Origin of the sequence: Parendozoicomonas sp. Alg238-R29 (assembly GCF_947331445.1) — a bacterium.
Lineage (GTDB): Bacteria > Pseudomonadota > Gammaproteobacteria > Pseudomonadales > Endozoicomonadaceae > Sansalvadorimonas.
The window spans coordinates 1-16,001 of record NZ_CAMZOG010000098.1 but is presented as its reverse complement, the minus strand read 5'-3'; the positions used below and the strand labels follow the sequence as shown (position 1 = coordinate 16,001).

Genomic DNA, 16,001 nt, shown 5'->3' with positions numbered 1-16,001 from the left:
CCATCCATGCAAGACAAGTAGGCATCCAGCTTTTCACGAATACGGAAATGAGCCAATGGCGTGCCGCTCAATGCGTTACAGGTACGCCCGCATGCGTTGCAGCGGTAGCGTTGATGACCAGCATTCTGCCCCCAGCGCGTCATGGATTCACAGGTGCAGCGAGGGCACCGCGGGTGCTGATCAAAGTAATATTTGAGACGCTCAAGAAGACGACTATTGCCCGTAACCTCTGGCGTTTTCGGGCATGGCGGTAGGGTTGTGTGCAAACATGTCAGCTGTTCAGGGGACAATGTACTGAGAGATTTCAGGAACTCTTGGAATTGTGTTTGCTGCATGACGATGGTTCCAATTACACGACAGAAACCGGTGCTCAGAAGTATAGTTCATGCACCAACATGTATTGTGAACAGAGCCCAGTTTTTGCAAGCAAGGGAACATAAAAAATTACTTTTTACAAGTCGTATTATTTATTCCAGGAACATCGTGTTTTAATTAAGGTTCCTCCGAATCTTATTAGTGACTCATCATCACTTAGTTCGCAGCGCAGCACTGCGGGTTCACCGCCAAATTCGACATTTGGCTCTTCCGAACGTTTTATTGCGTAGAAGAGTCGGTGACTTTCATTGTCAACATGGACTTGTACCAGCGTACTCGCCACGAATTCGAGTGGGAGAATGCTTCTAATTATGGAACGCATATAGAGAGCAGGTAGTTCAAACTCACCGGCTGAATTTGTAACTGTGGCATCATCTTTTTCCCCAACATTATCCCAATCTACTGAACGAGTTATTTCTGCATTTTGAATCGGCACACCATTTTGGGTGATGGTTATTTTGATAGCTGAAGCAATGCAGGCCTTTCCGGCATCTAAAATAGACATGGCAACTCCTGATGATGAAAACAGAGTGAAAATGAGATAACACAATAGCTTTGGGTATATTGAAAATTTCATATTCAACCCATCTTACGTTACTGGCGCAGGTATATCCCTGAGAGGCTAAAACGACAACTCATTCCCTAGATCTACCGGCTTCGTTTCTTGCCCACTCACGAGCATAACGTTTTTCACCCTGCTTTTATCCGTCGCAATAATCAGATGACGTTCCGGACGCACACGGGAATGCCGGTTCATCATGTCGATCATATCTTCACAATAAAAATCCTGGCAGATATCAGAACGCAGAGCGGGTTCCAGCTGACAACCGTCATCGGCCTGATACAAACAGCCCTTCTCAACGGACTCTTTTGGTATCTGCTCCAGATACATGCTCAACAGCAACTCTTTCGTTACCCCCTGTTCTTCCAATGCTCTCTTAAGAGTGACACGCTGGAGAAAGGCATGATGCTCTCGCCCCTGAAGACAGCAGAACCCTCGGCAAGTGGCACACCCCGTCACCAATTGATCCCCAAGGTGGGGAACAACCGGGGCAATCAAAGGTTCCCGGTACACGTCTTCGGTTTTGTAATCATCCAGAGTATCCAGAATATTCTGCAAATGATCTGTCAGCGCCTGCCTGGCTTCATCGCTTACAGGCGCAACATCATAAGGATTAAAGGGTAACTGTGAGACGGCCAGCTCGTCAGGGTCAAACCCGCCCATAGATGCCTGCTCTAGCGCAAGCTTGCGCACCTCAGCACGGCAAGCCGCCTCATCCGCTTCTCGCTTTTCATCCTGCACGGCAATCAAGTCTTTCTGGCTGGCAGCCCTGCAGGCAATGTCACCACAGAAATCCCGTGTTGCCGGAATGTGTACTGCAAGCGACTGCTTGCAGTACTTACACTCTCGTTTTTGTTGTCCTGGCATTGGTTGATGCATTCAATCAGCCTTAGTCCAGCTGATATTCAAATGCACCGTCCTCTGAAGCGGCGATATGCACTTTATTGACTGGTTGATCTTCCGCCATCCGCGCCAGACAGGCTCCAGCCAATTCTGGCAGCAGTGAGCGGGTCAGGATATTTTCGATATTCCGCGCCCCGGTATCAGACTCCTGACAGCGGGCGACAATATGAAGCAGCACATCTTCGTCGTAAGAGAAGCTGGCACCGTAATGCTCTTTCACCCTCTTCTCAATCCGGCGCATATTAATCGCACAGATTTTCATCAGGTTCTCATCATCCAGCGGATAATAAGAAATAAGGTTGGTACGCCCCAGAAACGCGGGCTTAAAGTGCTTCAACAACTGCGGCCGGATATTATCCAGCAAGACTTCTGGCTCAGGTTTTTCTTCTACCTGCCCCATAATCGCACGAATGGCATCTTCCCCAGCATTTGAGGTCATGATGATCACGCAATTTTTGAAATCGATATCCCGGCCTTCGCCATCTTTAATGGTGCCCTTATCAAACAGGCTGTAGAAAATATCCTGTACGCCCGGATGAGCCTTCTCCATTTCGTCCAGAAGAATGATGGAGTGCGGCTTACGACGAGCGGCTTCTGTCAGAACGCCACCTTCGCCATAGCCTACATATCCGGGAGGTGAGCCCAGCAACATAGAAACCTTATGCTCTTCCTTAAACTCAGACATATTGATAACAGTGAGATTTTGCTCACCGCCATATAATTCATCCGCCAGAGTCAGTGCAGTTTCCGTTTTACCCACGCCACTGGTTCCCACAAACAGGAACACACCAACGGGCTTACGAGGATCTGTCAAACCTGCACGTGATGTCTGTACGGCCTGAGCAACCGCCTCAAGGGCATGGTCCTGACCAATCACCCGTGTTTTCATCCGAGTCGCTAATTCACGAATGGCATTGATTTCATCGCTGACCATCTTGCCAACGGGAATTCCTGTCCAATTAGCAACAACTTCAGCCACAGCCTGTTGATCAACACAGGCCTGCATCAAAGGTTGCTCACCCTGAATGTCATGCAGTTCGCTGGTGAGTGCCTGCAATTGTTCACGAAGTTCTGGTAATTGCTCTTTGAACGGCAGTTCTGACTGACTTTCCGCTGTTCCGTCTTCACTCTCAGCCGACTCTTCCGGAGTGGCATTCTGCAAAAAGCAGGCATCAATTTTTTCCCGAATATCCCGAATCTGCTCAATCAACTCCTGCTCTCTCTGCCACTGGGATTGCAAGGATTCCAACAGTTGCTCTGCCTCAACCTTCTCTTCATTCAACGAAACCAATCGCTCACCATGCCCCTCATCAGCCGCATGCTCGCGTTCCAGCATTGCCAGTGTGGTTTCCGCTGTTTGAATACGGCGCTGGGTATCTTCAATCGTACCTGGAGTTGAAGACAGGCTCAGGGCTACACGGGCACAAGCAGTATCCAGCAGGCTTACCGATTTATCTGGTAACTGACGACCAGGAATGTAGCGATGGGACAGTTTGACAGAAGCCTCTATAGCCTCATCAAGAATGCGTACTTTATGGTGTGCCTGTAGCGATGCAGAAATACCCCGCATCATATTTATGGCTTTCTCTTCATCAGGTTCTTCGACTTTCACCACTTGGAAGCGACGAGTCAAAGCGGGGTCCCGCTCAAAGTATTTTTTGTATTCTGCCCAAGTTGTTGCGGCTATAGTACGCATCTCTCCTCGAGCCAGAGCGGGCTTGAGCAAATTGGCAGCATCACCCTGCCCTTCCTTACCACCCGCACCAATCATGGTGTGGGCTTCATCAATAAACATAATGATGGGAGTGGGTGACGCTTTCACTTCTTCAATCACCGACTTGAGACGGTTTTCAAACTCACCTTTCACGCTGGCACCTGCCTGCAGCAGGCCGAGATCCAATGTCCGAACGACAACACCTTTCAGCGGATCTGGGACATCGTCACTGGCTATACGCAAAGCAAAACCTTCTACAACTGCGGTTTTACCAACACCGGCTTCACCAGTAAGAATCGGGTTGTTTTGGCGACGGCGCAGAAGAATATCAATGCACTGTCGAATCTCTTCATCACGGCCAAGAACCGGATCAATTTCACCGTTAGCAGCGCGTTCTGTCAGATTAACCGTGTACTTATCAAGAGAAGGGGTTTTGGTCGCTTTAGCAACTGGCTGTGCATCACTACTGGATACAGAGGCGGTAGTTGCAGACTCTGCAGTTGTTCCTACACGGGCACGAGCGGTTTCTCTAACGGATTCAGGAGCCAACTCCCGTAATACCGAACAACTCTCCAACAATTGACGACGAAGCTGGTCATCAAGAAGTATCGCAGCCAGCAAATGCCCTGATGTCATTTGATTATGGCCACAATCAACGGAGGCAATCATCCAGGCATTTTTAGAGGCTTCAACAATTGATGGAGATAACGCTGCTGGACGACTGCTGCCACTTTTGAACTTGGCAATGGACTCAGCTAACTGTTTGGCCAAAATCGACGGGTTAATTTCATGAAGTTCAAGCAGGCTGTAAAAATCCGTATCACTACGATCAAGAAGCTTTAATAACCAGTGTTCAAGCTCAACGTTATATTGATTATGTGCAAGGCAAAGCCCAGCAGCGCCTTCGAGAGCATCTCTTAATGTGGGAGACATTCTGTCGACCAGCGCTTTTAGATTCAGGTTGATCATATTTCTCTCTTCCCTGTTTTTATTCTGCTCCTGCTTTTTGCAGGTATTTAACTTCTTTGTTGCGCTCAAGCATACCAGCAGGCAGATAACGCTTGTAGGGGTGCATGTGTGACAATTCCACTTTTTCAGATATTAACCACACTCTACAAATGGTTGTAAGTTTCAGGAAGAAACTTATTATTAACGTAATTAAAAAGCACAATGATCATTACATTTTTTTAACAATCTTAATAACACGCTGATATGTAATGGAGAGCAGCCGCTATGTCTATAAACGTAGAAACCGTAAGAGGCATTCTCGAAGGTGGAGGTAAGGTTGCCTTCTCTAATAACCAGATGTCGAGCACCATGTGTGAATCTGTTCCCATAAGGCCCGCAGCATACGGTGTTTATGATAACTTCCGTATGGCTAAAGCTGCTATCGGAGACAATATCATCACCATGACTGGAACCAAATCCAACGACAGAACAGCAAATGCCATAAAAATTGAATACGATGATAACTATGCCTGTTGCGGCAGTATTGGTGCCCCCAGCTTCATTTATTCTGATGGTTTCAGTGGCTGTGAATTTCATTTATACCGTGGGCCTCTGAATTACATTCACGCCGTTCATGCATCCCGAGCAAGTAAAAAGCTGGCAGATCCCACCGACTATTTCACAAAGCGTGGTGGCACCCGCATTTATCGCTGGGACAGCCTGGGAGCCATTCCAGATGAGCTTTTGATGAAATACTGTACCGGAGCGGTGCTGGCAGTCGTTAATAGAAACCAGATTGATGTCTTTGCTTTAGCTATTAAAGATCAGGTCGTACACAGCGTTATTCAACATGACACTGTGCAAATCAATGCCGCAATTCCTGCCTGATATATTTTCCCTCTGGCAGAGGACTGCCAGAGGTCTCCTCCTCTCATTCGTTACATTTATTATTTTCTTAAAATTAGAAACAATCTCGATACGATTGATAGAAAAAACTGTTTCATCAACGTGCTAATGTCTTTAACAACTTATTGATTAAAAATTTCAACTGGTTATCAGAGGGCTATCATGGGCATCTTCAGTAAGCTATCCAAGGAAAAAATAAGGCTTGATCGAGATGTTTTCGATTCAAATGGCGTGGATATGCATAGCTGGGGGGACGTACAGTCTATTCACCCAAGCCCAACCAGAAGTGGTTTTAACACTCACCACAGAACATTAAAGGATGGTGCACAATTAGCATCCTCTGTTGCTGGTGTCTTACTGCCGCCAGTAGGAATGGCAAAAAATGCAATAAATCCTGTGCTGGCAGCGAAATCACTTCGTAGCACGGTGCATCATGTGAAAGGCCTCAAAAAAATAAAATCTGCTGTACGTTCTTTTCAATGTGATGGTGATCAGGTTGTTCATCAAACAATTGCATCCGTAGTTTTACCAGCCATCATCATGAAGAAAGAAAAAAAGGTCAGAAAGAAATGCACAGCATCAACTGTGGTACTAAGCCCATTGGTGTCTCTGGAGGAAGGTGCTCGTAGTGTTTATAAAAGAGCGACAGGGACACGCAGTAAACAACGCCATTTTCACTGCGAAATTCTAACAACTCACCTGGTTTTGTGTCACTGTGGCTTAGCTGAAGCTATTGTTACTGAGCTTTGGGGAGAAGAAGAAATGACACACCTGAGAGCAATGAGTAGCAATGAGGCAGGGCCACATATCTTCGAAAAAATGAGCTCTATGTAAATCAACAGCAATGGTGCAATGAATAGGTTTAACAGTTCACTGCACCATTTCAATCCTACTTGAGTTTTCGATGCCAACGCTTGCAGTCATTCTCAGAAAACTTGTCCTGAAGATCTTCCCGGACCCTGTACCACTTATCCATCTCTTTGGCTTTACCGCCACGTTTTCTCAGCGCGTTGTACTTTTCAATCTTATCTTTCCATTTCTGACACTGCGCCAGTTCTTTATTAACTTTCGCCCCGAAACTCAAGTTGGCAACAAAACAAAAAACTAAAGCACTCAAAACTGCTTTCACCATGACCATCCCTGCCCAAAGAATCCATCCTCAGCCGGGCACGGAAACAGTGATCAGTCTCTCATCACTTCCATCGTTTTCAAGCCGACTATTAAAACCCAGCATAGGATAATAATCCGATCTTTGGGAAAGCTGCAGTGGAGGCAACTCCCTTTCTTTGACACGCACATGAATTTCAAAGTCCAGCTCTGTACCGGCCACAAGTTGAACGAGCGAACGCATTGATTCCAAACGCCGAGTACCTGGTAAGAATGTCATATAGAGCTTGTAACTCATCGGTTCTAACACAACACGAAACCGACTTTGAATCTGCCAGCTTTCTTCACCCAAAACGGCATTTTGCCCCAGAACATTATTCACGCCCCGATTGCGATTCACATCACCGGGTAACTGAGTACGAAGGTCTTCTGGTATCTGGTACCACTCGCCAACAAACTGCTCAATATTAGCTTTCAACCCAAAATGGTGCAGGATGGCACTTTTCAAAGCACTGGCAGAGCGAACATTACGACCCAGCAAACCGCTCATACCGGCAGCAACATCGTCAGGCAGTTTCATTCGATTCTGTACATGGTTGGTACCGAGACCAACCAAAGACTTCATTGCAAGGCTGTAAATATCATTGTTTGCGCCAGGCTCAAGTGCTTCTGCTTCCAAGCGCTTCTGGCGCTCAAAATGAACAGGCAATTGGTATTTCTGCCATGCGCGATAAAACAGAGAGAGCGTGCGGTGATGAAATATATCGAGGAAATCCCTTAAACCGCGATTCCTTGCCTTCAGTTCTTTCAGAACAGTCTCTGTCATGGGTTGGGGAAGAACACCCTGACTACCGGTCAGCCCCATAAAGGTCACTTCCATCAACCACTGATGACGACTATCAGGATCACTCAGATCTTCTTGCTCCTGAATTTTTAAGCGGGCAATGTCAGAGGCTGAAAAAGACAGACTTTGGGAAGCAACAAACCGGACAAGTTCCCTATGGGGGGGAGCCAATTCAGCGACCGGTTGGTCAGCAAATTTTTCTTCTTTCGCTTTCTCTGTTTGACTAATAGCTTCAAGAAGACGAACAGCCTGAAAGAAGTCGAACTTCTGAGGCTTGGTTCGTAGCTTGTTAACAACCGAGTGTTTATTGTTGAGGGCTTTTTCCTGCTTCATAACGTAATCCTGCTCGCCCCCTTACAACAGAGCCTTTTCACCGGCACGGGGTGACCAGCGCTTAAACTCACCATCCTTGCCACTCAACTTTACAATAAGCCGGACAAACGAATTAATGCTGCAATACACCCCTAAAAAGCGTTCGATAACAGAACTAAACAACAAGGGGCTGGTTCCTGTCAGCATCATAGAATCCAGTTCCAGCTCAACCTCCGTCCCTCGGCACAGCACCACTGTATTATCTATGGGAATAGGAGCGGTAATTGTACGGGTATCCATATCTCTCAGAGATTCAATCAAGTTACGTGTACTCGCAGAATCCTTGAAATTATAAAGGCGCATAATTTCTTTAAAGGCTTCACAGGAATCAGTTCCACGGCTTAAAGACAGAAAGTTGAGGTTCAGGTGTGAGATCAACCGCCAGTAAGCCCCATCTTTCAGAGGAGCACGCACAACAGCTGTTGGTGGAACCACACAACTTATACGCTCTGTTGGTGCATCACCATCGACTATCCCGAATCGGGGCTGACCGCCACCTGTTGGCAACTTTTTGGGGTAATTTCGATTTGTGCACTGGGTATCCAGATGCAGAACGCTGTTGCCACTGAGATACGGATTAAATTCCAGATCCACCAGCCGAATATCCACTTCACTGGCCTGCTCATTAAAATGCTCACCTTCCACCGTTTCACGACGGCGAGTCATCCAAAAGGCTGTTTGACCAGCTTCAGCCTGATGATGCTGATAACTGTAGAAAGGGGTAAATTCCCGTGTTTTTCCTGAACTGTCACTACAGGTGACTTTTTCTATGGCCCAGACTTCTAATTCATCACGGCGTCGTACATCACCAATAACCGGGTACTCATAGCGAGTATGATCCAGAGTCACCGGTTCCGCTCGCTGGGGAAACAGATTGACAGCAGGCGCACAGCCAAGGGCAAACATTTTGGCAGACAGCTGATGTTCTAGCTCTTCACTGCCTTCCTCAAGATAGATATAGAGATGAAAGCTCTGGGATTCGTTGCCAGCCAGAGGCTTGTTTAATCCATCGATATCAATGAACAAAAACTTCTCAGGAAAAACAAAGTATTCCGTCAGTAAGCGATATCCCAAAAATGCATTGTCAGGATAAGGAATAATGCCTTCATCTTCTTCAAAGCCAACCGCTCGAATGGCATCAACATCCAGAAACTGTGGATGTGGGTCGTCTTCACCTCTGGCAACAACCAGTTTCACAGCTTTCGTCAACAGCAAATCATAGAGCGGATAAACATGCTGCGGTTGCCCACGCAGAAAAAAGCGTGTTGTTTCACTCACCACATCGCCAATAGCCGCTTCTTCTGCCAGCGTGCCAAACTCCAGTTTAAGAACAGCATTGGCATCGGTAATTTTGTTTGAAGCAGGTGCCACAAAAGGGCGAGGCATCAAGCTGGCATTATTCACAGATAGTGCAGGAACGGTTGCATCATAGCGAGTAGTAAAACGACACCCGGCACCGGACACCTGCTCAGTATCCAACATTGTTCCGGCAGGAACTGTTGCGGGCGCATCAAGCAGTTCTTCCGGTTCAAATTGCACGACGGTCATGGAAGGAATTGGGCGAAGATAGTGAGGATACAAGGTTTCCAGCATCGCTTCCGTCATTTCCGGAAATTCATCATCAAGCTTCTGCTGAATGCGGGCATTCAGGTAAGCAAAACCTGAGAGCAGCTGGGACACCAAAGGGTCACCGACGGTATCGGCATCCAGTTGCAGTGAACTGGCCACGGAAGGATGACGGCGGGCAAATTCACCAGCAGACTGCTGAATAAATGCCAGTTCCTTTTCGTAAAGCGGTAGCAGCTTTTCACTCATTGTTATTATTCCCTGTTACGTATTAGGGCTACGCTGACAGCGTTACCGCATTTCCAGAACATCCACCGACTGGGTCACCGGATCCAGAGCCGAATCAAAAATCAACAGTTCCTGGGCCGGATTGGCATGCAGCACAGCTTCCATACGAAAGCGTATAGTTGGATCTTCCGGATCGACGCCCTGCTTACTCTCCACCCGTACGGATTTAATACGGGGCTCATAGTGGCGAATGGTTTCTTCAACCTGACGACAAAACTGATTGAGAGCTTCGGAAGAGTTCAGATTAATCGTCGAGAGATCTGGTAAGCCGTAGTTCGGCAGCCCCTTCTTAACTTCCTGCAACTCATCTGCCGGAGAGACGCAACGAAAACGGGTATTCATAAGGTGCTCAAGATCCCGACGCACACTTTCTCGCAGTTGCCGTAATTGCAAATGGTTAGCTCTTACATTGCTTTCGTGCTGGAGCAAGCGATCAAGCACTGGGGCCATTAGTTTTTTTTCGTTTTTTTTATGCATTTTTATAATTGAGCGAATCTAGCTCTCGGCCTTAAATGTCCCGTTCTTTCCTGATTCAGACAAAGCTTTCAGTTCTTTGAGCCATTCACAATGCTCAGCATACTCTTTATCCTGCTCATCTGTTGTCCATTTTTCGGGGGCACGGTATGGAGTGTATTGCTGGTCTGGGTAACGAGCATCAATAGTGTCTTTTTGAGCTTGAGCCACATCTGACAATTGAATTGAAACACTATCCATAATTTGGCTAAAAAAGTGATCTATGGGCTTGGTATCCACAACTGGCTTATCATTCTTGTTGCGCCTCCATTGTGAATTATCTTTCATCATAAAGATCAAATAATGATTATGCGTGATCGGGTAGTGAGCAACATAATAGCGATACTTGCCATACTCTCGGTGTATCTCAAACTGCACAGCAGGGTGATCACCCAATTGAATTACTTGCCATTTATGTGGTGCAGAATGTATCTGCTGGCCATGATAGAAAGTATTCTCATTCCTCCCATATTCATTTCTTACTTTATCTAAAACGATATTTTCTAAAATTTCATACTGAAAAAATGAAGAGCTTTGATCATTTTCCTCACAGTATTCTATACCGCAGAAGAAAAATAATTCCCCAACATTCTCATGAAAGAGAGGGCCATTCATTCGCCACGCTCTCGAAAGCAAAGGTAAATACTGCCTATCTTTCTCAATATCAACTTTATATCGAGTAAAATCATACAGATCAGCTTTTGCAACTACTGGACGCTCTTGCGAGTAATCTGATTTATGCTTTGGCAGCTTAAAATGGAGCTTGCTACCTGAGATATCTAAATTTACGCTTCTGGCCACCCGTGCAAAGTCAGGCGGCCTTGGAATAAAAGGTTTAGTAATTGGAAAGATTTCAAAAAGCACTGTTCACTCCTAACTTAACCAATCCAATTCTTAGGCAAATTTTCTATCAATAGCACTTTTGATATGGCCTCCAACATTTTGATGGAACCCCTTAGCCAACGGAGAATTATTGATCGCCAGTTTTGCTGCGGGTACGGCAGTTAAAGCAGCGCCTCCAATCTGGCTGGCAGCGGCTGCAACAGATGCCTGCCCTGCGGCTGTGGCCAGAGCTGCAATCATACCTGCCGGCCCAGTTCCCATAAATGCCAGAACACCAGCCGTAGCGATCCCAGCAGACATCAACCCTTTCGCACCACCTATGGCACCAGAGACCTGGCCATATGCATCAGTGGCTTTAAAGGCATCATTATCATTATTGATACGTTCACGGGCATTCAAGCCTGCACCAATTCCAGCCCATTGAGAGCCAAGCTGCTCAACAATATTAGATGGGTTACTGTTGTAGTAGTCGCCCTTGAAGCTCATACCCAGATTTTGTCCCAAGTTGTAGGCACTGTTTAAGTTGGAAGTCGGGCTGCTCAAAAACATCGTATGATTAGCGCTCAAGCGAACACCCTGATCACGAAGAATACGCATGGCCTGAGTCAGGATGGCAGAGCCATTTTTTTGAGTGATCCAGCGTACTTTCATCTCCTTATCCTTAGACGCTGTCTGCATAATATCGGCAAGTAATACAGCGGCCTCCCGATTAGCGGCAGAACTCTCAGGCTTTACCGCAGCCTTTAAAGCCCGCCAACCCTTAAAATATCCACCAGATGGGGTAAAAAACAGATTATAACCAACATCTTCCACATGCCCGGAACCAACCTGTTTCACATTATCAATATGATCTGAAACCACTTTCGCAACAGGGTCAGATTCATTCCCTGAACCATTAACACCTACCAAAACCCAGTTATTGGACTGACGCTTATCGTTTAAGCGGTTACCTGACTTGCTCTTGCTAGCACTCCATACATCGCCAATCTTTTCAGCCTCCATAAGCTGAGGAGTTTTCTTTGATTGACGCTCCTCTTCATAAGCACTATCAACCTGAATATCTGTTACCACATAACTGTTATCCATCGAACCGTAGTAACTCACTGGATGAACAGTGACACAGCACCCTGGCAGATTCATGCGAAATGCTTCATCGCCTTGAGACCGAGCTGAAGAGATATAGACATAGTCACTGGAAAATTTACCGCAACGCAGCCGCTTGATTTCACGAACTATCAAGTTGGCCCAGTAGTTCGTTTGACCACGCCCTTCTAAAGAATCAAATACAGCCTTAGCCATAGGTGTTGCGTATAAAATTCGGCCTTGATCTCCAGCAGTCAAACGAACCAGGTTTTGATTAAGCACACTCATTTCACATCCCTTGAAGGTTTACTTTCTATGGCTAAATTTCAGAGCCAGCTACTTCATCCCTGCCAGCTCCGTGGTTAATCGCAGTTCTGACACCAAATGGTCGGCACTGTAATGGGGCCGCAGATAGATTGTGCTGTAGTAAGCACCGGCTGAGCCGGGCTGTTCCCGTACATCAACTCTTGCGCCCCGTAATGGATAGCGGGCCAGCATTTCCCATTTCAGGTCATCTCGCCCGGACACATATTGATTCAGCCATTCCTGCAGAAAGCGTTCACAGTCTTTAGCGGTAATAAACTGACCCACCTTGTCTCGAATCATTACCTTGATGTAATGGGCAAAACGGGAAGCCGAGAGCACCTGCTGCAACATGGCACTGATACGGGCATTGGCGGTGGCAGATTTGTCTTTAAATTTCTTTGCCTTGTGAAGCGATGGACAGCTGTGAAAAGCGGCGAATGGAGTATCGTGACAGTGACAGAGACTCATCAAGCCCTGGTCTGAGAGTTCTCTTTCTATGCTATCGGTTATCAATACCGGGGTGAGAATTTTGTTTGCTACATCCGCACTATCGGTTGGGTAATCCTGCGGCACCCAGGATGTCACCAAACCACCACCGTAATAATCTCTGGGCACTCCGCGAATATGGGCAAACCATCCAGCTTCACCAAATTCACGAATCAAAACACTGCCAAAAGCGTAACAGGCGTTGCCCCATAAATAGTCAGACCCATCCGGGCTGCTGGTGTCTTCTATAAAATTCAGCCCAGGCTGAGATTTTTCCGGGTAAGGCTTGCGAATCAAAAAGCCGGGTAAAGTGATTGCCAGAAAACGGCTGTCTTCACTCTCCCTTAACGAACGCCAGCGCAGATATTCTTTCTGCTGAAACAGCTGGTCGTAATCAAGAGGATGCCCCAGACTTTCAAGATCATCCAAACCAAATAACTGGGGAGCGGCACTGCAAATAAAGGGAGCGAAAGAAGCCGCAGCTATCTGGGAAAGCCCCTGAAGGGTATAAACGTCATCGTACGGATGGCCATTATAAGGTTTGTGGGAAACCTGATAATCCCCTAACAAAACGCCATAAGGCTGACCACCCGCCATATCAAATTCTTCACTGTAGATCAGTCGAAACAGTCGACTCTGCATAGCATCAGGAGACCGCTCGATATCTTTAGTGATTTCGCGCCAGCTAATATCCAATACGCGCACTTGCGTCATACTGAAATGACCGGCCAGATCAACCAACCCCCACAATCCACGCCAGCTACTTTCCAATTGCTGAAATTTCGGATGATGAAGAATCGCGTTAACCTGCTCATTAATCTGCTGATCAATGGCTGCAATTTCAGCGTTCAGGTGATTTTTAAGATCTGCAATAGAGTCGTGGGCGACAGCCCCCCGACTAATACGTTGAAACCAGAGCGCCAGTGCATGACCATCGTCTGGTTCATAGAGGAACTGACGTAAGGCAGTTGCCTGATCAACAGGTGCAGCAGTTTTAAAAACAACATCAACCCGCATGCTATCTTCCTGCCCCAAAATCAGATCATCCTGCACAACTGTGTCCTTACGCTGAAACTATAAAGTGAGTGAGCACTTCTGTTGTCTGTGCAAACAGCTCGCACAGACAACAGAAAGTCATATTGCTAAACCATCAGCTTGGGGAAGGAATATTGGCCACCATCCGTAGGGAAGTAGTCAGTTCTTCCATCTGCAACCATGGGCGCAGATAAGCCACAGCACTGTAGGAACCTGGAGCACCAGGGTTTTCCTTCACTTCCACACGAGCAGCAGCCAGCGGATAACGGGCTTTCATTTCAGCCGATGCATCAGGGTTACCGTTGGTGTATTGAGCAATCCACTTGTTCAGCCAGATTTCTGCATCCTTGGCTTCCATAAAGGAACCAATCTTGTCCCGTGCCATAACCTTGAGGTAGTGAGCAATACGGGCAGTCGCCATGATGTAAGGCATACGGGCAGAGATAGATGCATTGGCAGTGGCATCAGGATTGTCGTACATCTTTGGCTTCTGGGCAGTCTGAGCACCGAAGAATACAGAGTAATCAGTATTCTTATAGTGACACAGAGGCAGGAAACCCTGACCGCTAAGCTCTGCTTCACGACGGTCGGTAATACCGATTTCTGTTGGGCACTTCTGGTCTGTATCGCCATCATCGCTCTTGAAGATATGACTGGGCAGACCTTCCACCTTACCACCACCTTCAGCACCACGAATGGCCGTACACCAGCCAGTTTCTGCGAAAGCCTTGGTCAGGGTAGTACCCATCACATAGGCAGCGTTCATCCAGGAGTACTGGTCGTGGGCAACGTCCAGCGCCATGCCGCTTTCATCCAGAGGGAACTCTTCATAATTGAAAGCTTCTACAGGCTTGGATGCAGCGCCATAAGGCAGACGGGACAGCGCCTTAGGCATAACCAGATTCACAAAGCGGGCATCTTCACTGTCACGGAAACTGCGCCACTTGATGTATTCCTGGGATTCAAAAATCTTGGCAAGGTCACGAGGCTTAGAAAGTTCAGTGAAATCATCAAAGCCAAACATTTCAGGGCCAGCTGCAGCCACAAATGGGCAAAAACCAGCGGCAGACACGTTAGACATCATGCTCAGCAGGTCAATATCTTCCGGATGGTTGGAGAACTCGTAGTCGCCAATCATGCAAGCGTAAGGTTCACCACCGGCAATACCAAACTCTTCTTCGTAAACCTTTTTGAAGATCTGGCTCTGGTCAAACTCAACAGCCTTGTCCAGATCCTTAAACAGTTCGCGCTTGCTCAGATTGAGCATACGAATTTTCAGGTTGGAGCTGGTTTCGCTGTTCATCACCATATGATTCAAGCCACGCCAGGAGCCTTCCAGCTTCTGGAACTTCTCAGCGTGCATAATGGCCGCCAGCTGCTTGGAAATCGCACGGTCAATCGCATCAACAGCAGAGTTGATAGTTTTGGTCAGGTTACGATCCCAAGAAACCGTGCCCTGCATAGCTTGCTTGGTTAAGTTCTCAAGAAGATCTTTGGCTTCATCAGGCTCAGTCTGCTTGGTCGCACCAATCGCCTGGTCCAAAAGACTGGAAGACACTTCCGAAGTAACAGCGCCTTCTTCTAACGCGGTATCTGTTTCCGTGCTCATTAAGCGTCCTCCCCATCTTCAGATTTCATACCCAGATCTTCTGACACCTTGGCGATCTGATCGGTGTTTTTAAGAATGCTTTCCAGCACTTCTTCCAGCTCTTCAGAGCGGTCAGCCTTGCTCAGCAGGTCGCGCAACTTGTTACGAGCAGCCAACAGTTCCTTCAAAGGCTTAACCTGATCAACAATACTTTCTGGTTCAAAGTCATCCATATTGTTGAAGTCCAGCTCAACAGCCATTTCGCTGTCGTCATCCGCCAGGGTGTTCTCAACTTTCATGTCTAGCTTGGGATTAATCTTTCCCATCACCTGATTAAAGTTATCCCGGTCAATCTGAACGAACTTACGCTCTTTCAATGACTTCTTGGCTTTGGTGTTGTCACCGGAGTAATCACCCATGACACCGGCAACGAATGGCAGCTCTTTGACGACTTCTGCGCCATTGGTTTCCACGTCGTAGGTGATATGAACACGGGGCTTACGCACCCGCTTGAGTTTGTCGTGAATGCTATCGGACATTGTCGTCTCCCTGTCGTTTTATT

14 protein-coding genes and 1 pseudogene are annotated in these 16,001 nt (G+C 47.1%); 2 read left to right on the top strand and 13 right to left on the bottom strand.

The window, feature by feature from the left end; all coding sequences use genetic code 11:
- The 4 genes and pseudogenes from QMA35_RS18695 to tssH form a co-directional block, all read right to left on the bottom strand.
- A pseudogene (locus QMA35_RS18695) lies at positions 1–335 on the bottom strand (hypothetical protein); the annotation flags it as partial.
- Positions 336–463: 128 nt separating this feature from the next.
- The gene (locus QMA35_RS18690; protein WP_281648671.1) at positions 464–880 is read right to left on the bottom strand and encodes a DUF6795 domain-containing protein; all 417 of its coding nucleotides are present in this window, start codon (positions 878–880) and stop codon (positions 464–466) included.
- A gap of 117 nt (positions 881–997) precedes the next feature.
- Positions 998–1,804, bottom strand: a complete 807-nt coding sequence (locus QMA35_RS18685; RefSeq protein WP_281648670.1) for a hypothetical protein — start codon at positions 1,802–1,804, stop codon at positions 998–1,000.
- A 22-nt stretch (positions 1,805–1,826) separates the two neighbouring features.
- Complete coding sequence (gene tssH / locus QMA35_RS18680) at positions 1,827–4,592, bottom strand: type VI secretion system ATPase TssH (RefSeq protein WP_348650962.1); 2,766 nt, start codon at positions 4,590–4,592, stop codon at positions 1,827–1,829.
- 195 nt (positions 4,593–4,787) lie between these two features.
- Between tssH and QMA35_RS18675 the strand changes: the two genes are divergently transcribed.
- Together QMA35_RS18675 and QMA35_RS18670 are read left to right on the top strand one after the other, a co-directional pair.
- Entirely contained in the window at positions 4,788–5,390 is a 603-nt protein-coding gene (locus QMA35_RS18675; protein WP_281648669.1) for a hypothetical protein, read from the top strand.
- A 180-nt stretch (positions 5,391–5,570) separates the two neighbouring features.
- Positions 5,571–6,242, top strand: a complete 672-nt coding sequence (locus QMA35_RS18670; protein WP_281648668.1) for a hypothetical protein — start codon at positions 5,571–5,573, stop codon at positions 6,240–6,242.
- 55 nt (positions 6,243–6,297) lie between these two features.
- Here the strand turns inward: QMA35_RS18670 and QMA35_RS18665 are convergent, their stop codons facing one another.
- The 9 genes from QMA35_RS18665 to tssB all read right to left on the bottom strand — a co-directional run bounded on the left by QMA35_RS18665 (position 6,298) and on the right by tssB (position 15,978).
- Positions 6,298–6,540: a hypothetical protein gene (locus QMA35_RS18665; protein WP_281648667.1), complete on the bottom strand. Its 243-nt coding sequence runs from the start codon at positions 6,538–6,540 to the stop codon at positions 6,298–6,300.
- Positions 6,541–6,567: 27 nt separating this feature from the next.
- Positions 6,568–7,692, bottom strand: a complete 1,125-nt coding sequence (tssG, locus tag QMA35_RS18660; protein ID WP_281648666.1) for a type VI secretion system baseplate subunit TssG — start codon at positions 7,690–7,692, stop codon at positions 6,568–6,570.
- Between the two features lie 21 nt (positions 7,693–7,713).
- Complete coding sequence (gene tssF, locus QMA35_RS18655; protein ID WP_281648665.1) at positions 7,714–9,546, bottom strand: type VI secretion system baseplate subunit TssF; 1,833 nt, start codon at positions 9,544–9,546, stop codon at positions 7,714–7,716.
- A gap of 42 nt (positions 9,547–9,588) precedes the next feature.
- Entirely contained in the window at positions 9,589–10,035 is a 447-nt protein-coding gene (tssE, locus tag QMA35_RS18650) for a type VI secretion system baseplate subunit TssE (RefSeq protein WP_281648664.1), read from the bottom strand.
- Between the two features lie 45 nt (positions 10,036–10,080).
- On the bottom strand, positions 10,081–10,962 hold the full coding sequence (locus QMA35_RS18645) for a hypothetical protein (RefSeq protein ID WP_281648663.1): 882 nt from the start codon (positions 10,960–10,962) through the stop codon (positions 10,081–10,083).
- A 30-nt stretch (positions 10,963–10,992) separates the two neighbouring features.
- Entirely contained in the window at positions 10,993–12,312 is a 1,320-nt protein-coding gene (locus tag QMA35_RS18640) for a hypothetical protein (RefSeq protein WP_281648662.1), read from the bottom strand.
- A gap of 48 nt (positions 12,313–12,360) precedes the next feature.
- Positions 12,361–13,869 carry a type VI secretion system contractile sheath large subunit gene (gene tssC, locus QMA35_RS18635; protein ID WP_281648661.1) on the bottom strand — a complete coding sequence of 503 codons (1,509 nt, stop codon included), beginning with the start codon at positions 13,867–13,869 and terminating at the stop codon, positions 12,361–12,363.
- 97 nt (positions 13,870–13,966) lie between these two features.
- Positions 13,967–15,460 carry a type VI secretion system contractile sheath large subunit gene (gene tssC, locus QMA35_RS18630; RefSeq protein ID WP_281648660.1) on the bottom strand — a complete coding sequence of 498 codons (1,494 nt, stop codon included), beginning with the start codon at positions 15,458–15,460 and terminating at the stop codon, positions 13,967–13,969.
- On the bottom strand, positions 15,460–15,978 hold the full coding sequence (tssB, locus tag QMA35_RS18625) for a type VI secretion system contractile sheath small subunit (protein WP_281648659.1): 519 nt from the start codon (positions 15,976–15,978) through the stop codon (positions 15,460–15,462). The genes tssC (QMA35_RS18630) and tssB overlap by 1 nt, the downstream gene beginning before the upstream one ends.
- Between the last annotated feature and the right edge of the window lie 23 nt (positions 15,979–16,001).